16 protein-coding genes and 3 pseudogenes are annotated in these 21,137 nt (G+C 41.9%); 8 read left to right on the forward strand and 11 right to left on the reverse strand.

Going from position 1 to position 21,137, the window contains the following annotated elements:
• Positions 1 to 141: 141 nt before the first annotated feature.
• The 4 genes and pseudogenes from RM049_RS22450 to bchI all read right to left on the reverse strand — a co-directional run bounded on the left by RM049_RS22450 (position 142) and on the right by bchI (position 7,413).
• Complete coding sequence (locus RM049_RS22450; protein WP_322705743.1) at positions 142 to 3,672, reverse strand: NB-ARC domain-containing protein; 3,531 nt, start codon at positions 3,670 to 3,672, stop codon at positions 142 to 144.
• A gap of 964 nt (positions 3,673 to 4,636) precedes the next feature.
• Positions 4,637 to 5,741: pseudogene (locus RM049_RS22455) on the reverse strand (IS630 family transposase).
• Between the two features lie 78 nt (positions 5,742 to 5,819).
• Positions 5,820 to 6,116, reverse strand: coding sequence for a hypothetical protein (locus RM049_RS22460; protein WP_094348316.1), 297 nt, complete (start codon positions 6,114 to 6,116; stop codon positions 5,820 to 5,822).
• 172 nt (positions 6,117 to 6,288) lie between these two features.
• Positions 6,289 to 7,413 (reverse strand): magnesium chelatase ATPase subunit I, encoded by a 1,125-nt coding sequence (gene bchI / locus RM049_RS22465; protein ID WP_289798563.1) that lies wholly within the window; start codon positions 7,411 to 7,413, stop codon positions 6,289 to 6,291.
• A gap of 411 nt (positions 7,414 to 7,824) precedes the next feature.
• Here bchI and RM049_RS22470 point away from each other — a divergent pair, with 411 nt between their 5' ends.
• Positions 7,825 to 9,090 (forward strand): glycoside hydrolase family 10 protein, encoded by a 1,266-nt coding sequence (locus tag RM049_RS22470; protein ID WP_322674104.1) that lies wholly within the window; start codon positions 7,825 to 7,827, stop codon positions 9,088 to 9,090.
• A 93-nt stretch (positions 9,091 to 9,183) separates the two neighbouring features.
• On the opposite strand, the gene RM049_RS22475 is transcribed toward RM049_RS22470, so the two are convergent.
• Entirely contained in the window at positions 9,184 to 9,885 is a 702-nt protein-coding gene (locus tag RM049_RS22475) for an ATP-dependent Zn protease (protein WP_322689781.1), read from the reverse strand.
• A 116-nt stretch (positions 9,886 to 10,001) separates the two neighbouring features.
• Entirely contained in the window at positions 10,002 to 10,397 is a 396-nt protein-coding gene (locus tag RM049_RS22480) for a hypothetical protein (RefSeq protein WP_322705744.1), read from the reverse strand.
• Positions 10,398 to 10,463: 66 nt separating this feature from the next.
• On the opposite strand from RM049_RS22480, the gene RM049_RS22485 reads away from it, so the two are divergent.
• The 6 genes and pseudogenes from RM049_RS22485 to RM049_RS22510 form a co-directional block, all read left to right on the forward strand.
• Positions 10,464 to 11,150, forward strand: coding sequence for a response regulator transcription factor (locus RM049_RS22485; protein WP_322674107.1), 687 nt, complete (start codon positions 10,464 to 10,466; stop codon positions 11,148 to 11,150).
• Positions 11,138 to 12,454, forward strand: a complete 1,317-nt coding sequence (locus RM049_RS22490) for a HAMP domain-containing sensor histidine kinase (protein ID WP_322705745.1) — start codon at positions 11,138 to 11,140, stop codon at positions 12,452 to 12,454. Before RM049_RS22485 ends, RM049_RS22490 begins: the two co-directional genes overlap by 13 nt.
• A 146-nt stretch (positions 12,455 to 12,600) precedes the next feature.
• Positions 12,601 to 12,942 (forward strand): hypothetical protein, encoded by a 342-nt coding sequence (locus RM049_RS22495; RefSeq protein WP_322674109.1) that lies wholly within the window; start codon positions 12,601 to 12,603, stop codon positions 12,940 to 12,942.
• Between the two features lie 296 nt (positions 12,943 to 13,238).
• Positions 13,239 to 13,454 carry a DUF2945 domain-containing protein gene (locus RM049_RS22500; RefSeq protein WP_322674149.1) on the forward strand — a complete coding sequence of 72 codons (216 nt, stop codon included), beginning with the start codon at positions 13,239 to 13,241 and terminating at the stop codon, positions 13,452 to 13,454.
• Between the two features lie 9 nt (positions 13,455 to 13,463).
• On the forward strand, positions 13,464 to 13,790 hold the full coding sequence (locus tag RM049_RS22505) for a DUF3140 domain-containing protein (RefSeq protein ID WP_322674110.1): 327 nt from the start codon (positions 13,464 to 13,466) through the stop codon (positions 13,788 to 13,790).
• A gap of 23 nt (positions 13,791 to 13,813) precedes the next feature.
• Positions 13,814 to 13,963 (forward strand): annotated as a pseudogene (locus RM049_RS22510) (response regulator); the annotation flags it as partial.
• Between the two features lie 224 nt (positions 13,964 to 14,187).
• Here the strand turns inward: RM049_RS22510 and RM049_RS22515 are convergent.
• The 3 genes from RM049_RS22515 to RM049_RS22525 form a co-directional block, all read right to left on the reverse strand.
• Positions 14,188 to 15,033 (reverse strand): GNAT family N-acetyltransferase, encoded by an 846-nt coding sequence (locus tag RM049_RS22515; protein ID WP_322689784.1) that lies wholly within the window; start codon positions 15,031 to 15,033, stop codon positions 14,188 to 14,190.
• A 449-nt stretch (positions 15,034 to 15,482) separates the two neighbouring features.
• The gene (locus RM049_RS22520) at positions 15,483 to 17,771 is read right to left on the reverse strand and encodes an FUSC family protein (RefSeq protein ID WP_322705746.1); all 2,289 of its coding nucleotides are present in this window, start codon (positions 17,769 to 17,771) and stop codon (positions 15,483 to 15,485) included.
• A gap of 108 nt (positions 17,772 to 17,879) precedes the next feature.
• Positions 17,880 to 18,371: a hypothetical protein gene (locus RM049_RS22525; RefSeq protein ID WP_322705747.1), complete on the reverse strand. Its 492-nt coding sequence runs from the start codon at positions 18,369 to 18,371 to the stop codon at positions 17,880 to 17,882.
• On the opposite strand from RM049_RS22525, the pseudogene RM049_RS22530 reads away from it, so the two are divergent.
• Positions 18,304 to 19,076 (forward strand): annotated as a pseudogene (locus tag RM049_RS22530) (IS5 family transposase). The gene RM049_RS22525 and the pseudogene RM049_RS22530 sit on opposite strands and share 68 nt — an antisense overlap.
• Before the next feature lie 66 nt (positions 19,077 to 19,142).
• On the opposite strand, the gene RM049_RS22535 reads toward RM049_RS22530, so the two are convergent.
• Positions 19,143 to 20,231 (reverse strand): DNA polymerase beta superfamily protein, encoded by a 1,089-nt coding sequence (locus RM049_RS22535; protein WP_322705748.1) that lies wholly within the window; start codon positions 20,229 to 20,231, stop codon positions 19,143 to 19,145.
• A gap of 317 nt (positions 20,232 to 20,548) precedes the next feature.
• The gene (locus RM049_RS22540) at positions 20,549 to 20,782 is read right to left on the reverse strand and encodes a Nif11-like leader peptide family natural product precursor (protein WP_322674100.1); all 234 of its coding nucleotides are present in this window, start codon (positions 20,780 to 20,782) and stop codon (positions 20,549 to 20,551) included.
• Between the last annotated feature and the right edge of the window lie 355 nt (positions 20,783 to 21,137).

The following is a 21,137-nucleotide window of genomic DNA, read 5'->3' on the forward strand; positions in this document are numbered from 1 at the left end:
GGGAAAAGGGAAAAGGGGAAAGGGTAAGGGATTTAAAACCTTTTCCCCCGCCCCTTATCCCCAGAGGGGACTCCACTTTCCCCCTTACCCTTTACCCCGCTTTCTGTCACGAAAGCGAACTACTAGGCTAATGGTTTGAACTTAGATAACTGCTCCTAAAGAGGTCAACGTGGCAGTTGTCGCCTCAGTTAAACCTTTAACTCCGAAAATATTCATTTGTTCATAGGGCTTACTTGCTCTCATGGTTTTTAAGCATTTGCCTGCTACGATATCCCAAAGTCTAATCGTTTCATCGTCACCGCCACTAACTAAGGTTTGGTTGTCTGGACTAAAAGCAACTGACCAAACCAAGCCTGTATGTCCGTGCAAAACTTTCAGGCACTCACCTGTAGAGACATCCCACAACTTGATTGTCAGATCGTGACTCGTGCTAGCCAGTATTCTGCCATCAGGGCTAAAGGCGATCGATTGCAACCAGTTTGTGTCTGCTTGTAAAACTTTCAGGCACTCACCCGTGTCTGGATTCCACAACCTGATTGTTCGATCTGGACTAGCACTTGCCAGGATATTACCATCGGGAGCGATCGCAATTGCCCAAATCCAACTCGTGTGTCCTGCCAACGTTCTGAGGCAGTTACCCGTGTGAATATCCCATAACTTGACCGTTTGATCCCAGGAGCCACTCGCCAATATATCTCCTTGAGAGATGAAGGTAACTGACCAAACCGCAGCGTCATGCCCCTGTAAGGTTCTTAAGGTTCGACCTGAACGAACGTCCCACAGTTTTATAGTACAGTCTTCACTACCACTTGCTATGGTTTGGCTGTCTGGACTAAAGGCAATCGATAAAACTGCTGCGCGATGTCCCTGTAAGGTTTTTAAGGTTTGACCTGAACGAACATCCCATATTTTTAGTGTTTTATCTACACTACTGCTGACTAGGATATTTCCTTCATGATTAAAGATAACTGAATGAACCGAGTTGGAATGTCCTTTTAACACTTGGAGGCATTCGCCAGTTGCGGCATCCCATAACCTCACAGTGCGATCGCGGCTGCTACTAGCAAAAATTTGACCAATGCTTGGCAAACTAGCACTAACAGGACTAAAGCTAACAGAGAGTATTTGATTGGTATATCCTTGTAGGGTCTTGAGGCATTCACCTGTCTCGACACTCCATAGCTTCACGGTTTGATCGTGGCCGCCGCTAGCCAGAAACTTACCTTGGGGGCTGAAGGCAACTGAAAAGACCCAACTGAAATGTCCTTGCAGCGTTTTGAAACATTCACCCGTATCGACATTCCATAACTTCACGGTATGATCGTGCCCACCACTAGCCAAAAGGTCGCCTTGTGGGCTGAAGCCCACAGAAAAAACTCGATTAGAATGCCCCAGAAGTGTTTTGAGACATTCAGCCGTTTGAGTCTTCCATAGCTTAATAGTTTGATCCTCGCTGCCAGTTGCTAGTATCTGACCATCTGGACTGAGGGTAATTGACCGGATTCCACTATTATGATGCTTTTCAAACGTTTGCATACACTTTCCAGTGTTGATATCCCACAATTTAACGGTGCGATCGTCACTACCACTCAACAGTTGAGTATTTCCCCTAAAGACAACAGAGAGTACCCAACTAAGATGTCCCTCAAGTGTTTTCAAGCATTCTCCAGTGCTGCTATTCCATAGCTTCACGGTGCAGTCATCGCTGCCACTTGCTAATGTGCAATTATCTTGGCTAAATGCAACCGACCAAACCTCATTTGTATGCCCTTCTAAGGTGCGAAGGCACTGACCAGTACTAACATCCCATAGCTTTATTGTGTAATCTGTGCTGCCGCTAGCGAGAATCTTACCATCAGGGCTGAACGTCAGTGATGTTACCCAACTTTTGTGTCGCGTGCAGATGAAGACTGGTTGCACATCGCTAACTTGGTAAAGATGAATTTCTCCATTACTGTCACCTACCGCCAGAAGTTCTCCATCAGGACTAAAAGCTACCGCATGAATAGCACCAAAAGTTTCAGTAAACGTACACTTGGCTAGATTGGCGTAAGCAAAGTTTGTATTTTGTAAATTTACATCTCGTAGGTCAGCCTGCCAAATGGTTAGACCAGAGAAATCATAGCCCGTTAAATTAGTTCCTAGCTGATTGAGTAAGTTAAAAATATTACCTGCTACATATCCCGGCTCCAAAGGTGACTTCTCTTGCTGCTTGAGTAAAATTTGAGTCAGTTGATATTCCAAGTTTTTTTTGCCTTCAAAGACTGGAATTAACCTGTTAATCACGGGATAGAGAATCAGACGAATTTGAGTCTCTCTTACATAGTCTTTGGCGGTAGCTTTGATCAGAGCATGGCTTTTAAAAAGCGAAAACTCCTGGTTAGCAATCTCCTCACAAACTTGTTCAACCAAGCGACTTGTCACGTACTCCATGACGACTGGCTGTAGGGTGAAGCAAGTTGTATGTCGTTCAATGAGCGATCGCCGTCCCAAAGACTCCAGCGTTTCAACTAAATTCAGTTGTGGAAAAGGCGATACTAAATCTTCTCGTAACTTGGAGAGGGTAACTGGCTCCCGATTAATCGCTAGCCAGTACATTACATGCTTTCCCTCATCAGATAAACGCTCAAATTGCTGGTCTAATAGGTCGCGAAGATCGCCAAATACGGTGGTTTCCTCCTTTAAAAACTCAGAAATATAACCATCAAATAAATCTTGAATTGTAGTTGCGACAATTTTTAAGGCTAAGGCATTGCCTCCATAGCGTGTAACCAGTGCGCTGAATTGAGTTTCTGAACCCTTGAGCCTCTTACTCTTAAGAATTTCCTCTCCCTCTCCTTCTTTTAGTCCACCCAATCGCAAAGTTCGCACTGGCAAGGCTTCTCCTTCTAGAGAGGCGACCTCTTTCGGTTTTTCTCGCGTTGTGAGTAGCAAGCAACTCTGGTGATCTGATTTACCTACTCGTTTGAGGAGTTCGCCATACTGCTCATATCCAACCCTATATTGTCCTGCTCGACTCCCACCACGTAATACAGCATCTACATTATCGAACACGACCAAGCAGCGCATTTCCTTAAAGTAGTTAAGCAACTGGGAAATCTTATCACTAACGCTTTCCGGCAATTCTGCCTCGGTTTCTTGCTCGTCAGACAGAAACTGAATGATGCTACCCAAGAATGTATCAATGGGTGGAGCGTCATACAGCGATCGCCAGACAATACAATCAAATTTGTCTTGCATTAGTTCTGCCAATTTAATCGACAGAGAAGTTTTTCCTACTCCACCCATTCCGAGAATGGTAACTAATCGACACGAATCCTTCAGCAACCACTCATCTAGAGTACTGAGTTCTTCTGTACGTCCGTAAAATGCTAAGACAGAAACAGCTTCCCCCCAATCTTGACGGCAATTGGGGTCTGAGGTCGAATAGTAGCCTTCGCATAGGCAGCTATCAAAACCAAGAAAGAGAGCCTCAAGTGTTCGCTTGTCGACTCCCTTCCTACGGTTCAAAACTTTTCTAATTGTTAGAGGATCTAAGTTAGTGCGGTAGCTTAACTCTTCAAGAGTAAATCTCTTGCCAAAATTATCTCGAAACTCAAACTTGTGCCTTGCTTCCTCAAACTTCTGTAAACCGACAGAAGTGAGTATAACTCCGCGCTTGCGTCTTAGCATACCCAAATTCCTCTACAGACAAAGATAGATTTAGCACAGAACTTAAGTACTTTTTCACCCAAGATATATTTATAACTGTTTTCGGTTTTTTTTGATGGTGTCAATAATGACTTTTTTCTTTTTAACCGAAACTTCGCAAAATTGACTAAAACCTTTTCCACTCAATACTGGAGTTTAGACTAGTTCTCGGTGCTAAACTTCAAACCTTTATGGTGATTGATATACATCAAATTTTATCGACACCCACCCGAAACTTGAGTAAGTAATATAGTACATTTGAACTAACAAGCTAGCAAAGATGCGATCGCTAAAAAAAATAAATTGACGAGCGCGATTTTCTTTTGTTCGAGTCTCTGGGGATAAAAATGATGACTATGATGACTTAATCTTAATGAAAGATGAACTTTTCTCAATTATTTTTGAGCTAATTTTAATAGTTAATCTAAAAACTCAAGCATCTGTTTGAGAGTAAATAAATGAGAGAAAACTGTTTGTATTTCTCGATATGTATAGTTGTTTTCAACCATCTGTATTGCCAGTCCCCATAGTTCTCTATTTGTATCTAGTATAAATAAATTTACAAATTGGGTAGATGGACAACAAGATACAGGAATAAAACGAAAAATTCTTGAATCAGGTTTAGCAAAATTTGCCTAATCACAAAATAAAATAAAAGAGCAAATTGGTAATATAACAGTAGTATTTGAGTAAATAATGCTTAAGTAGCTGAAAGTCGCAGCTATATAAAAAAGTCCGCCTATGCGGACTTGAGAAAATAGTTACTTCAAGAATTTCTGTATGTGTTTTAGTTAGCTGAAACTAACTCTGTCTCATCTTTAGATTCATCTCTCACCTTAAAATAGTAATAAAGATTACCAACAGTTAAGTCTGATGCCTGTTGCAAATTAGATGTAACTAATGTTTTATAACCAGTAATTCCAGCTCGATCGCTAATATAGGAATCCTATTTGATTTTTGAAAAAAATCCGTACATCCCAAGAGTGGGAAAATCAAATGTAGTGTGTCGAATAAACTTGTTCATTCATCCACTTTAAATGAGAGAAAGAGGGAATCAAGGCACAAAAACGTCGAACCCATGTTTTAGCCTGCAACCAAATATCTTCAATCGGATTTTGCTCTGGACAATTAGGGGCGAAACGAACGCAATGAATTTTCCATTGTTCTGGTGACAAACCTTGATTAAGTTCATCTAAAAAGCTTTGGATTTCTTTGGAACGGTGGTAGGTAGCGCCATCCCAAAAAATCAGCAATCGTTGGTTGTCAGACTCAGTTAGTAGATATTGCAGGTAATCAATAGTATTTTCTGAATTTCCTTTGTCGTAAGCTTTAAGCAATAATTTTCGTTCCAGATAGTCCACAGCTCCATAATATGTTTGTTTCTCTCGCTCATTGACGACTGGAACCGTTATTTCTTGGTCAGTTCTTCCCCACACATAACCAGTTACATCTCCCCACATTAAATGACACTCATCAATTAACAACACCCTCAATTTTCCGGCTTCGATTTCGGAACGGTTGCTAGCTAACAATGTTTCAATCTCTTTTTTTTTGCTGTAACAGCATCTGGGTTGGCTTTGGGATTCAGCTTTGTGGTTTTCTTCCAACTGATGTCAGCTGCATCGAACAGGTCGTAGTAACTTTGCTTTGACTCATAAACCACGTCGTACTCAAAAGCCAGTTTGTATTCAAGTTCACCCAGGTCCCAACACTTCTTGGTAGAGAGCCAACTTAACACCTCTTCTCGCTGTTCGGCACTCAGGTAACTTTTCCTCCCCTTGTAGTTTAACCGCAGTCCATCAATTCCATATTCCTCATAGGCTTGTTTCCAACCTGTTATCGAGCCTAAAGACACATCTAAAATAGTTTGGATTTCTTCATACAAGTAATCAAGGCACAACCAACTTGACCGCCAAAGCTTTTCTTGCATCACGAGCATCACGGCAAGCTGCGATAAAATCTCGTAACTCAGCGTTAGCGAAGCTCGCCGCAGGCATCGCAGTTGCCACTTCTCTAGGTAGTGTTACCGTTTGTAGATGCCGATCTATCATTGTCTGTTCTTACACTTTTATCCTTATCCGTATTATCCCGTAATCTTTTTCAAAAATCAAATAGGAATCCTATAAATTTTAAAGAGTGTACATTAAATCAGCAAAGCCATAGAGGCTGATGATGAGTAATAAGGATGCTGTTAGTTGGGTAATTCGTGTTTGGGGTGAGGGAGCGATCGCTTCCCGCACTAAGATAGAAATAGATGCCCCAACTACTAAGCTCAAGCCTAAGATTAAATAGGGTATGTCAGGTAAAATACTGGCTATTGCTAGCATTGCGATCGCTAATAAGAGCATCAATAATTCTACAAACCTGGGCGGGTTGTATTGACTAGATAAAACAAAGCTGTTGAACCAAAAAGACCAAAATCTCATATTTCAGTACTAAGTTAAGAGTTAGGAGTTAAGAGTTAAGAGTTAAGAGTTATATCTAGTCAGTGCTGATTGAGGAATTAAAGTTGTGAGATATGAAGCAGCTTTCCATTCAAAACTCTTAACTATTAATTCTTCATCGGAGGCGGAGCGTTTCCGGCTCTGCTCCTAACTTTTAACCCCTAGCTCCTAATTTTTGACCTGTGCCGTTCTTTTGTGCAGTATCACTTTCTGGTAGTTCGACGCCAAAGACGCGGCTAAAAACTTTGGCAACTTTATAGCCAGAATCAATCGATTCTAAAGGGTCTTTCCGCAGTCTGTGACGCAAACATAGCGTAATTACACGATGGATATCATCAACTGTAACTTCAGTGCGTCCTTCATAAGCTGTTAAGGCTTTGGCAGCGCGGTTACTAACAATGTCACCCCGCAAACCATCTACATCTAGTTCTGAACAGACTTCAGAAATTTTCACCCGCAGATCGTAGTCAATTTTCACTTCTGGCAAAAGCTGTTGAGCATTGACAATTTGCTGTTGTAATGCTTCTTGCTGGGGTTTATAATTTTCGAGAAATACTGGCGGGTTTTGGTCGAAATCCGCCCGTTGTTCTACGATTTGCACCCGCAAGGCTGGTTCTTTGACTGTGTGAATTTCTGCGTGCATCCCAAAGCGATCGAGTAATTGGGGGCGTAGTTCGCCTTCTTCGGGGTTTCCAGAACCCACAAGCACGAAACGCGCTGGGTGACGAATAGAAATACCTTCTCTTTCTACAGTGTTCCATCCACTGGCAGCGGAATCGAGTAAAACGTCTACAAGGTGGTCATCTAGTAAGTTGACTTCATCCACATAGAGAATGCCCCGGTTAGCCTTTGCCAGAAGTCCCGGTTCAAAAGCTTTGACACCTTCAGATAAAGCTTTCTCGATGTCGATTGTGCCACAAACTCGGTCTTCTGTAGCTCCTAGCGGCAGGTCTACCATTTGGACTTTTTTGTGAGCTACGGGAATTTCCGCCCCTTGTTCTAACAGTTGGCGGACTTCATCGCTCATCAAGTCAGGGTCGCTAGGATCGCTACTGAAGGGGTCATTAGCAACCACAGAAATTTCTGGTAGCAGATCCGCCAGCGCCCGGATAGTTGTGGATTTCCCGGTGCCGCGATCGCCCATAATCATTACACCCCCAATTTTGGGGTCAATCACGTTCAATAGCAGCGCCAGTTTCATTTCTTCCTGGCCCACAATTGCCGTAAAAGGAAATACTACGCGACGCGCACTTGCCGTGGATTGAGCAGTTGGACTCACTAAATTACCTTAACAATATTTTTCTTATTACAGTTCTTTATTGTGACACAGGTAGGGCATGGGGGAATGTGAAGATCGGGAGTAGGGGAGCAGGGGAGCAGGGGAGTAGGGGAGCAGGGGAGCAGGGGAGCAGGGGAGCAGGGGAGCAGGGGAGCAGGGGAGACAAGGGGGACAAGTCTCTCCCAAGTCTCCCCCCTCTTCCTCGTCTACCTTGTCTCTTCTCCATGCCCCATGCCCCATGCCCCATGCCCCATTCCCTATACCAATATCTATTGGGCACAAATGCTTATTAACTGCGTCAACTACCTTAATTTGTCTGTTTTAGTTTTTTGGTGCAAAAGTTCCATAAGCAAGGAACGAACAACTACCAACTCATCAATTCTGTACTAAGCATAAATACTTGTAAACTATATGGTTAGTAGATTCAATCGTAAAAACGAGCAATGGCGTGTGTGGGTAGTTAATGCATCATTCAAATTTATGAAATCATCTTTTCTTGTTCAAAGTTGGCGGCGACTATTCAAGTCTTTTTTTCCCATTCTCATTTTAATATCCTTTGTTACTGTATTGCTGGTGGACAGTTTCACCCCTGCGATCGCACAGATACCTCGTCAGGAAATTCGGGGGGTTTGGATGACCACTAATGATTTTGACACCCTCAAAAATCGAGACAAGGTGCAAGATGCAGTGAGTCAACTGCGGCGGATGAACTTCAACACAATTTATCCTGTGGTGTGGAATTCTGGCTATGTGATGTATCCTAGTGCCTTAGCACAACGTGCAGGTATTCAACCTTTTGTCTACAAAGGTTCAGATGGACATGATATTCTGGCAGACCTGATTACTCAAGCCCATCGCCAAGGATTGCTAGTGATTCCCTGGTTTGAGTTTGGTTTCATGGCTCCCCCAACCTCAGAACTAGCAATGAATTACCCGGATTGGTTCACACAAAAGCAAGATGGTAGTCAAACTTCAAACAGTGCGGCTGGTGAAGTGATGTGGCTCAATCCGTTCCATCCAAAAGTGCAACAGTTTATCACTAATCTTGTGCTAGAAACTGTTACTCAATATGATGCCGATGGCATTCAGTTTGACGATCACATGAGTTTGCCTCACGAGTTTGGCTACGACCAATATACAGTTGCTTTGTACACCAAAGAAACGAAGAATCCTCCCCCAAAAAATTCCCAAGATGCGGCATGGGTAAAGTGGCGGGCAGATAAGATTACGGCATTCATGGGAAAACTTAACCAAGCTGTGAAGCAGAGAAAACCCCAGGCGATTTTCTCTGTTTCTCCTAATTACTATGATTTTGCTTACAAGTTTCACTTGCAAGATTGGCTAGGTTGGATGCGACAAAATATTGTGGACGAGTTAATTGTGCAAATTTATCGTCCGGATCTAAAAAGTTTTGTGGCAAATATTTCCCGCGCAGAAATTCAAGAAGCGCAACAAAGAATTCCAACTGGAGTTGGCATTATGACAGGGTTACGAAATAACCCAGTTCCTATGCAGCAAATTAAGTCTCAAGTGCGGGCTGCCCAAGAACGGGGTCTAGGCGTAACCTTCTTTTATTATGAAAGTCTTTGGAACGACGATCTAGAATCTTTAACTGAGCGACAAGCTGGATTTAAAAATTTTTTTCCATCTCCTGCACTCCGCGCCAGAGCTGAATAACTTTTCTGTTTAAGATAATGTTAATGAGTTCGTAGTAAGGACTTTAATCCTTATTTTCTAAGCACTAAAGTGCTTACTACAAACTTTTCATTACTAGCTTGATATAACTTCTTGCTTCCCACTCCCTACTCCTAACTCAACATGACAATCTTCTACCGAAGTACGTTGTCGCATAGCACTAACTAAAGTCTCGTAGCTAGACCAATTTTCTTGCAGTAGAGTTTTTGCCTGGAGAGCATGAAACCGCATTTTCTGCTGATAAACTGATTCAGAAAAGCCTAACATTGTCAAGACTCCGATCAACTTGCTTTTATCATCAGTTCCACCCTCAGCATTATTAAAAACCAGGGTTTCAGCAGCAATACCCGCCATCCAAACAGTGCAGTAGCGGTCTAGCATTTGGGCGCTGATTTTACCCACTTCTAGTTGAGATGCTAATTCGCCATCGTCAAAGCTAACGCCGCCTTGGCCAGGTTGTCCCTGTTTCCAGGCTTCCCAAGCGCTGAGTGTGTAGCCAGTAACGGGAATACCCAACAGGTAAGCAACTAAGAAATGTCCTGCTTCGTGGTGGACGATGCGATCGCGGTGTTCTTTTGAAAAACCAGCAATCCAATCTAAAAAGATAGTACCACCCTTGCCTTGCAAGCTGAAGCTATCTAATGTCGCGATGCCTAAGATGGTGAAGGTAGCAAGTGCTGGTACTGCCGGCGATAAGTTGAAGAATGGCCCCACCAGTACCGATAGGGTCATGAGAAAGATAGATATTGCAACTAAATTTAGGCTAGTTTGGCTCATTGAAAGTTTTCTGAATGCAACTTAATATTTCTTTATTATGTAGGAATTGATGTATATTTAATTGTTTAGGTGTGAATTTTTGATTTTGGTTGATTAATTTATTCTTTGGAAGTCCCTTATTTCTCAATACGATAACGTATCAACTGGTTTATTGCTGTTATTGGTAATCCTAAAGCTTGAGCGATCGCAGCATCGACTTGAGCGAATTCAGTCACAGGAAACTCAAATTCCATTTCCTTTAAAACCGAATCAGCAGTGTAAACTTTAACTTCAGTCAACTTTTGTTTGCGTTGAATTACAGCTTCAATAGACATGACAGCTAGTGAAACAGAAAACTGAATTTGATGTTTTGAGTCGGCGTGAATTTGGGCGGTTGGATCGTAGGTATAGCTCAATACTTGATACGTTAGCAAACCCGTACTCAACCAAAAAAACAATCCGATTAAGGGTATTGGCAGCCAAAACTCTAGTCCTAAGTTAATGAGAAATTGCAACCAGCGAGGTCGAGCCATAATACAGAAAAAGTTTGATGATTAATTCATCATAGGAAAAAGAAAAAAAGTACAGCGACATAATGAATGAGAATTTTACTTGTAGAGGATGATGTTACTCAGTTACAACCACTACAGGGTGCGCTATCGAAAGTCGGACATATTGTAGATGGTGCTGAAGATGGTGAAACAGCCCAATGGTTAATGCAACAGAGAGACTACGATCTGTTAATTTTAGATTGGATGTTGCCCAAAGTGAGTGGTGTTAGTCTGTGTCAACAGTATCGTCAAGCAGGAAAAACGGCTCCAGTGCTGATTCTCACAGCTAAAGATGCAATTTTGGATAAAGTATCTGCTTTAGATGTTGGTGCAGATGACTATCTAGTTAAACCCTTTAGTTTGCTGGAACTGTTGGCAAGAGTACGAGCACTGGGACGCAGAGCGCCACTCTGGCAAGGCGACACGCTAGAGTTAGCCGACCTACAACTTCATCTCAACACTCTAACGTTACAACGCCAGGAAGTTACAGTCCAGTTGTCGGGTCGAGAGTTTCAATTGCTAGAATATTTCTTTCGACATCCCAGGCAGGTACTTACTCATGACCAAATCGAACAAGCACTCTGGGAGTGGAATATACAACCAGACAGTAAAGCGATCGCCATGTTAGTGCATCGACTGCGGCAGCGCTTACAGATGGTGAAAGCAGAAGATTGGCTGCAAACCGTTTACGGTATGGGATATAGATTGCTTGCTCCTGAATCATGCGATCGCTAATCCCTAATATGTTCAACCGGAGTAGGCGTAACCTAGCTCGCTGGTTTACGCTCTCTATGGGAAGTATTTTGGCGATCTTCGCGACAATACTTTACTTTTTAGAAGTAAAAGAGCAATTGCGGGCATTTGACCAAGAACTTTACAACACAACTCAGTTGATGGCGGCTGGCGTTGAAGATGGACTTTACCAAGAACAGCAACGCATTAGTCTCGAAGATGTCCCCATCTTGGGTGGTGAAGCTTTGCCCTTTGACAATAAAATTATTTATGCCCGTTGGTACACTCCCAAAAAGCAATTACTAGAGTTTTTTGGTGTCATTCCATCAGAGCAGTTAAATAATCGATTAGGATTTCAAACAATTGAGTCAAGCGATCGCGTTTCTACCAGTGTTCGCCAAAATAAACAGCTGCGTCAATTAACAGTTCCTGTTTTTCAGGATAAACAATTAATTGGCTATCTAGAGATAGCCGCTTCTTTAGCGCCTGTTGAAGAAACTTTATGGTCGTTGAGACTGTTTTTAATAGTAGGTGTACCCATTGCTTTAAGCGTAATTGGTTTGACGGGGTGGTTTCTTGGTGGAATGGCCATGCAGCCAATTCGCCAAACCTACGAGCAATTACAGCGTTTTACAGCCGATGCTTCCCACGAGCTACGGACACCCCTTCAAGCAATTCGGAATCATGCTCAGTTTAGTTTGCTCGAACCAATCGATCCCAATCAACAGCAAAGTTCCCTGGAAAATATTGACCAGATTGCTGAATCAATGGGAATGTTGATTAGTGATTTATTATTCTTAGCTCGAAATGAAGGACAGTTAAAGCCAGAGGCACTTCACCTCGTCAATTTGGTTAGCTGGCTGGGAGCATTAGTAGAGGAATACACTCACTCAGCAAAGGTAAAAAACTTAGAATTCACCAGCGAATTTCCTGAACAATTGGTAATGTTGAGAATAAATCCAGATTTAATGCGGCAAGCAATAACAAATCTTCTTAGTAATGCCTGCCGCTACACGCCGTCTGGAGGTAGAGTTTGCTTACGAGTCTTCTTTGAGTCTCGTTGGGTAGTAATTGAAGTACACGATAGCGGTATTGGGATTCCAGAGGCAGATTTACCGCATATCTTTGAGCGGTTTTATCGAGTAGATAGTGTGCGATCGCGCCATACAGGAGGCTTCGGGTTAGGATTAGCGATCGCCCAACAAATTGTCCAGGTACATGAAGGACAAATTATCGCAATCAGCCGTTTGGATGAAGGCTCTACATTTCAAATCAAGCTACCCTTCACGCCTAAACCTTTACCATAACGAGCAATTCATACTGGGCAAGCAAAGATTTTAATTGTTAGTGAAGGAATTTCTTGGCTTAAGACCGTGCTGTTACTTTCTTGTTACTTTTATCCGGCAATCTGAAAATAAGCGTGAGTTACACATCAGATTGGAGGTCTTAACAAATGAATTTCAATCCCATACCCAGCATCGTTTTAACTAGCTTGTTTGCCTTGCTAATTTCTTTTGAGGTGGAAGCGCAGAAAGCACCAAACCAAATTGACAATTTGCCAAACGCTCGTGTTACTACTATCTCCGGTCAAGTTACTAAGCTTTTAGATGACGAGTTCATTCTCAACGATGGTAAGGGACAAATCATTGTTGAGGCAGAACCTCATTTGGGGCAACCCATTAACCTCTCTGTAGGAGAACAAGTCACCGTAGTTGGCAACTATGATAACAATGAGTTCAATGCCCTTAGTATTACTCGTGCCAACGGTGAAACTATTCAAATTCATGACGATTAAATATCTGATACTTCAGGTTGTTCCCATGAATCTAATTTTGATTGCTGAAGATTAACCGGCGTTGCTGAATCAAGGAATGATTCTTGTAGGGTGGGCAACACGAAAGCCTCGAAATACAAGGGATGGGCATCTTGCCCATCTCACAAAACTAGCAAAATCATCCCGCTTTCTCTGCAACGCCGACTAATCTTGTTTGCTGTTTTTTTCTCTATCACTAGAATGATGGCTACTTTTCCAGTCGCAGACATAATGTGACCTTAGTAGGTATAAAACATCAAATAGGATAGGAGATGAATGTGGCTGAAGAATTTAAAAAAGGCGATCGCGTTGAATGGAACACTTCACAAGGTAAGACAACTGGCAAAGTTGTAAAGAAGCTCACTTCACCTACAGATATTAAAGAACATCATATTGCTGCAAGTGAAGATAACCCTGAGTACTTAGTTGAAAGCGATAAGACAGGGAAACAAGCTGCTCACAAGCCTGATGCTCTGAAGAAAGTAGAGGAGTAATGCTTAGTTATGAGTAAAGATGTTAAAGCCGTGGTTGACGAGTTTTATCAAGTTGTCAATATGACACCTAAAGAACTAGAGTCTTGGCTAGATACGGATGAGTCACAAACTGTCGGACAAAAAGATGGCGACGATGAGTCAATCGGTCATAAATCTGGACAGCGTATCATCCAGCTATTGCAGAAAAAGGATGATTACACCGACGACGATCTTTCGCACATGAAGAAAGTTATTAGTTACGTCCATCGTCACATGGCACAGAAGCCATCGGGTGATTTGGAACACACACGCTGGTGCTATTCTTTGAAAAATTGGGGACACGATCCACTTAAGTAAAGTACTTTGTAGCCTGCCATTTAGGTGGGCAAATTCCTGCGATCGCTCTTAGTGCTTACGCCGTAGAAACCACACAAAAACAGGTTTTTACAGCCGGATTTCAACTCCATATCGCTAAACCAGCCGATCCTGCCAGATTGGTAGCTGCGATCGCATCTCTTGTGAAGAATTGAACTTTTAAAAGTCATCAAGTTTGAAGCACGCAGACTAAGTAAATTGGTGAGAATAATTCAAACTATATTAACTAATGTAAAAAATATTGAAATTAGTTTCTAGTGAGCGGCTCCAGCCCTTACTACAAACCTTTAATTATTTATGCCATCCTACTTAAGAGAAAAACTTACGCGCTTACAGTGGGATTATATAGTAAGGATGTAAACACGTTGTTTGTCCATCTCTAACCTAGTTCTACACTTGTCACAGCAAAGATGCGATTAATAGGTAAACTAGGAATTTCTTTAGTGTACATCCGAGCAGTTTGAGAGACTGGTTGCAATTGGTAACGTTGAACTAGGTCAATCGCTTGTAGATTTGCATCCGGCACATCAAAAAACACTGGAGCATGAGGATTTTGTGCAAGCAAGGCTTGAAACAATGCTTCAGCAATCTGTTCGTCATTAGCAAATAGTGGCCCAACCCTAAAACCTGTATGGGCAGGTCGGATAACTCCGTAACCAGCAAGAGATCCATTTTTGAGAAACCCGAAAGCAATACTTTCTGGCTGTTCAATCCAATGTTGCAGAAACAGCGATCGCTTAGAAGGAAAAAATTGGCGATCGTAAGCCACCAAATCTTCAAAAGGCACTGTTTTCAGATCCACGATTCCAGCAGGCACAACACCGCCACCTACCCCTTCATAACGAATATGGTTATAAGCGATTTTGAAACCAGACTTTTTGTAGTTATCTTGTTGAGCTACTGCACCATCCAAGCCGATGTTACGATCGGCACCCAGATAGTCCATTGCTGTCTTCCAAATTTTTATACCCAACCCCTGCCCACGAAACTGGGGTTTCACAACGTAAAAACCTATAACGGCAAAGTGTGGATCGTAAGCAACAGCAGAAATGCACCCCACCGGCTCACCATTCAACTCACCCAAGAAAAAACCGCTCTCGTCAGTTTGATAAAAAGATTGAGCATCATACTTTCCTGGATTCCAACCTTCGGTTGCTGCCCAAGTAATCGCCAAATCCATTTCCGACCTTTTCATTGGGCGGACGACGAAATTCTCAGTGGTCATAATATCTTCTTACTGCTAGGCTGTTAACTATTTAACTTTGCTTTTGCAAACTAAGTGATAACTCTTAATATTACTTTTTTGTATAGCTGCGACTTCTAGTCGCTTGAGCATCATTTACTCAAATATTACTGTTCTATAGCAATCTGATTTGATTTCTGAATTAATCGTAGGGACTAGGGACTGGGGACTGGGAAGAAGGAATAAAGCTGTACTGAGTTTTTTTCAAAAATCAAATATGAGTCCTATATTACCATATACTAATACATGATTTTGCAAGTGCGATCGCCGTTTTTTTTTAGCGGGGATTTAAGGATTTCAGGGAAATTCTGACAAATCAAGAGTGAGACTTTGTGCGACACAATTCTAAATAAATTAGTTATGCTTTTGTCACAATTTTGCAATAGCTCTGTGAATATAACCCAATTTATCCCACTATTTTGCAACGCCAATTATTCTTGCAGACGAGCAATTACACAGTGCATAACTTTAATTTCATTAACAATTCGATCCAGTTCTGTGGAAAGTGGAGTTTGTTCTCGAACGGCTTGTAATGTGGGAGTTAAAGTGTTGGAATTGGTAGCAATCTCTGATAACCGAGCAGTATGTAGCTGTTGGATTTGGTGGTGAATTGCTTCGAGATCGCTATCCAGCGCTGGTAATGGTTGGGGTGAGTGTCCCTGTCCAAGGGCATCTGCTAAGTTTTCCAAAACTTGGACAATGGTATCGGCAAGTTGCTTGAGTTCAGTAAATTGGTACTCGCCGCTAAATTCCCGCAGATGTTCTGCCAAAGTTGTTACCGAACTGAAAAAGCCACGAATATATGCCATCAACGTCATTACAGGTTCGATTTCTCCCTGAATATGACGAGGTTCGCTGAACAATCGTTGAGCTGCGGCGTTAGCGTTGACGTTCTCTAGTGCTGCTTGGTGGCGTAGCATATTGATAGAATCAGCAAACGCATTATGTTCTGGATGGAGATAGTTAGCTATTACTTGCTGAAAGTAAGCAAGATTAGCTCGAATTGTCTTTTCCAGTTGTGCAGGAAGTTGCTGTCGTTCCCAACGCGGGAAAAGCAAATAGCTACCAAGCAGTGCTAAGGCACCCCCAGCAAAGCTATCGAAGATCCGCAATACTCCAACCTGCCAGCCACCTGCACTAATCATGTTGAGTAGCAATATGATGGCGGGAGTGAGTAGTATGGTGAATATACTGTAGCTTAACGATCGCACTGACATCGCAACAAATACTAGCAGTAGGAAACAAACTGCGATCGCCAATTGATTCTTAACTAGTAAAACCAGAGCAATGCCAATAATTCCACCTAAAATAGTACCGATGACTCTTTGGACTGTTGTCTGTGACGTTCCGCCAAAGTTGGGTTTGAGTGCAACTAAAGCTGTGAGCGTTATCCAGTAGCCTCTAGGTAGTTGGAATAGCGAGGCAATTAATTCAGCAAAAGTTACGATCAGTGCGAGGCGCAACGCATGACGAAAGAGGACTGAATCAAAAGTGAAATTATTTCGCAGCGTATCAATAATTGTAGAACGCTCTGGTTGGGCTGGGGGGGAAATATCTCGTTGGGCAATGCTGTTACGCAGTTTTCCTTGGTTTAAATCTGTAACAATCTCTGCATCAGTATGAATTTGCTCTACTAGCTTTGTCAGACTGGCTGTAATTTTCCCAAGGTTGAGGAGATCGGAATAATCATCTGTTTGAGCATTGATAGTTTGATTGAGGACTTGCGAACGCAGAACTTGCCTTTGGTGTTCTAGTGCTTCAAGACTCCGATCGAGATCCCCTAAGTGAGGTGAGTTTTTTCCTTTAGCGATCGCTTCTGATAACATTTGCAGAGCAATTGCTGACTGTTGTATCACTTGTTGAATTTCTGGTTGTAACCGAGAAAATAATTGATGTTCGGATGCGATCGCTAATAGTTCGTTCAGTGCTACAACCGAATTGACAATTTGATTTACATCCTCGATTAATACGAGTAACTGATTTCCTCGTAGGTTAGCTCCTCTTTGCCTAGTCCAAATAGTTGTCCAGACGCTACGGGCAGATATCAAGTTTTGAATAACTGTATCCTGAAATTGCAAAAATCGCTGTTCCCACTCCTGACGATCCTTTGGATTTAATGCTCTGTGGCCTACCAAGTCCACAAAATTGCTTAATGAGAGATAACAGTTAGCAACTATCTGCATTGCAGGTACATAAGGACGCACCACCCACAGTCCTAATGACAAGACAGTTGTCCATGTTCCACCAGCCAGACATAGCCCACAGTGTTGAATAAGAGTAGACAAATTAGAAAATGCAGCGAATCTAGCCAGCGCAATCACAAACATGATCGAAGTAATCAAGCTGACAGATGCAGCCACGTTGCCATAGAGATTGGCTAAACCTGCGATAAATATTACCAAGAACGTGGTCGGGACAGCTAACCAGAGATGACTGCTAACCAGACTTGCGATTAGGAACATCACAGTTACCCCAATCGTGGCTGCGATCATCGCGATCGCTCGCTGACGGTAAGCTCCCTCAACATTTACCATCCCAACAAACCAAGCTGCCATAGTGGCGATCGCACTTTCAGCAGTATGACCTGTAATGATGCCAATTCCAATTGGGACACCCAGTACAAAAAGGCTACGCAATCCAGAGGAAAGGGCGGGCTTACCTGGCTGGAGTTGAAACTGCTGCAACAACCAACCCAGAGGACGTTTATCTGTAAATGACATTATGAGACTGGCGATTATAACAAAGCGCGATCGCTTCTTAAAGCATTTTAGCCAGATATAACTGCGTGGAGGATGTCTGTAATATGTCTTTTGAGGTCATTGAGTTGCTTAATTTTTACTATCATAAGTACATTTGCTGAGAATAACTTCCAGTTCATTCTGTACTTGCTCAAGTTCTTGGCGCTTTTGGTAAATCCACATCTTTTCAGCCTCACGTTGTTCCAGGGTTTCATTGTGAGCTTTTTCCTGCTGTTCTAGGAGATTTTCGTAAAGTGCGATCGCTTGTGCAATTACTCGACTAGCTGATTCAACTCGGTTTTCAAAGACTGAGCCAATAATCTCATCTAACTTCGCAGGTAATTTATTTTTATCCATTGACTCATTAAATTTTTGAAATCCTATTTCAATTACTTTCCCCTTTATTGTCTCTTTTAGTCCATCCGAATTAAGCATTCCAAAACCAAACGAACCTGCAATTGTAGCAACTACACTTGCAACAATTACGGCAATAAAACCAACTCCTGTAAATACCATTAATCCAGCAGCTAAAGCACCAATCCCAAAACCACCACCAATTCCTCCAAAACCCGGTGGTCGCAAGCGTGAAGTTGATATGTGGGAAATCTTGAACGCAATTTTCTATGTTTTGGTAGAAGGAGTTAGATGGCGATCGCTACCGGGTGACTTTCCCGTCTGGCAGACGGTATATAGCTATTTTCGCAAATGGCGCAAAGACGGAACGTGGCTGAAAATTCATGATAATCTTCGGCAGTGGACACGGATTGAGCAGGATCGCCATCAAAGTCCATCGGAAGCGATCATCGATAGTCAAAGCGTCAAGAGTGCAGCGATGGTTAGTCAATTGATAGGCTTTGATGCAGGAAAAAAAATCAAGGGACGGAAGCGATTTATGACGGTCGATACCTTGGGGAAAGTCACAGCGGGTCTTGGTCACGGCGGCCAATGTGGGTGAGCGAGAAGGGGGCAAACAGTTTCTCAAACGGGTTAAACGATCTAGTAAGCAGGTATCTCGGTTGACAACTATCTGGGTGGATGGCGGCTTTGATGGTGAGCCGTTTATGCAGTGGGTGATGGAATGAGTGCCGTTGGATTGTGCAGGTAGTGTTGCGATCGCAAGAGGCTAAAGGTTTTGTCTTGCTCAAAAAACGTTGGGTTGTTGAGCGAACTTTCGGTTGGCTAATGGGATGCCGGCGATTGGTTCGAGATTATGAGTTATTGCCCGAAACATCAGAGACTTTTATTTATCTTGCCATGATCCGTATCATGGTGAAGCGATTAGCATAGTTTTTTACTCCTAAAAACTTTTCAAACAACCTCTAACTCCTAACTTTTAACTCCTAACTTTTTGAATCACCAATTCTGCATTTCCACCAATTCCATGCACAACTCATTAATTTGCTCCAGATCGGGTTTATGAGGTAGGGCAGATTGTTCGCAAACAACTTCCATTTCGGCGACTAAATCTTCTGCTATTTTCATCACCTGTTCATAAGAATACTCACCTTTTAAAATAGCTTTTAAATCCTCAACATCACCAGCTATTCTCCTATCTACAATCACTTCACCTCGCTGCAATATTTCTACTCCACTGCGTAACAATCTAATGCAGTGCATCCCATGTTTGAGGTCAAAACCCGATTTTCTTTCCATTTCTGCTCTAGCCGGATTTCTATTTTCCTGCCAAGATAAGTAAGCTTTCCATTCCCTTAAAGCTATTTGATAGCTTTGGCTTTTCTGAAGCAGACGGATAAAATCTTTACGGCTATTGGTTAACTTTTGGGTATATTCCAAAGTTTCATCGGGTAAAGCATATTGTTTTAACACCCCTTTAAAATCAATATCTGCTGTCAGCAATTGATATAATTGTTCTGCTTCTTCTAAAAACTCAATCCGTCCTCTGATTAAGTTATAAAGATACTCTAAAAAAGCATTTAGCTCATCTTTGCTCAGAGGTGCTTCGTCTTCTATAGCGAAGTCAGATGGTATCGGTTTTTTTTGCGGTGGCTTTAACAACCACTTACGATGAGTTTCCATCTTTTTGATTTGGGCAAAGGCATAACCAGTGTAAGTATGTTTTACCTTCTTGCTCAAAAATAACTGCTTATGATTAATTAAATTCTGTCCGACTGCGCTTAAAAAAGGATAGTTATTCAACCAGAGCAATTCTAAAACATTGGGGTTCGCGCCTGCTAATAACTGGAGGATTTTTCTTAATTCATATATAACTGTGTCTTTGTTACCATCAACGAATGGAAATATTCCTGGTTCATCCCAACCAGCATCTTTTTGTTCTATCCGATCGAATCCCAAATAGTACCTTTTGGGCGCAATAAATACTCCCCGATAATCAAAGTCGGAATCAGGACGATTTAAACCATAGCCGTGGCTACCAGCCAAACCAATTAAAATAGTTCTTTGCTCAACTTCTATTCTTTTCATATCACCTGATTAAAATATAGTCATCCTAACTCATGAATTAAGCAGGTGGCGAGATGGAGAGTAGAGAAAGGATTTTTAACTCTCTTCAGATATTACATAGATACTGTCACAGCATAAATAAAGCTGACGATTGGTACATAACAGCTCTACTTAATCATTTGCAAACAATAAAATCCCCGACTTCTCTAGGAAATCAGGGATTTGAGCCTTGTGTTTAACAAGAATTCCCCTAAAGGAGATGATGCAACAGTATCCCCTTGAGGAGCAAAACTTGTCAATTCAGTTGTTTCTATATTTTCGGTTTCCTAGAACAGAAATTATCTAGGATTAATGTGGCGTCTATTCCCCCATCCTGGGTTGACAATGGCAGCTAAATCTTCTTCAGATAATTTGCTGATTTCACTATCCAGTTCTTTGGCGTCGAAATCATAGCCACGCTCTTGAGCAATTTTGATGAAGGCTTCTGGATCGGCTGTTGCTTTGAGTCTTTGCTGTAACGCTTGATCTTGTTTTACAGCTTCAAAAAGTCGGGCAGCATTTTGCTGTGTCATGACAATCAATCTCCTGTTTGAAATATCACCTTTTAATGTGATAGTTTAACTCTTGAGGATTCACTAACTTTTGTAAAGAATTTCTAGATGAGACACCGTATATTTCATCTTAAAACAAAGAAGAGAAATGTGTTGATTTTGATAACAAAATATAACTTTTAAGCTAATACTAACTAATGTTAATTTTTGATATATTCAGTCCTAAGATAGTAGCAATTTTTTCTAAAACGTATTTGTTCTGACTTCTTGTAAATACAATTGATATTTGTGCGAGTGGGTGATGTCTACGATGGGCTACACCTACTGGAGTTTAGACTAAATATGTCAAATCCCAAGAAAAAATAGGAGGTCTGAT

The sequence above is a fragment of the Nostoc sp. DedQUE04 genome, assembly GCF_034530995.1.
Classification (GTDB): domain Bacteria; phylum Cyanobacteriota; class Cyanobacteriia; order Cyanobacteriales; family Nostocaceae; genus Nostoc.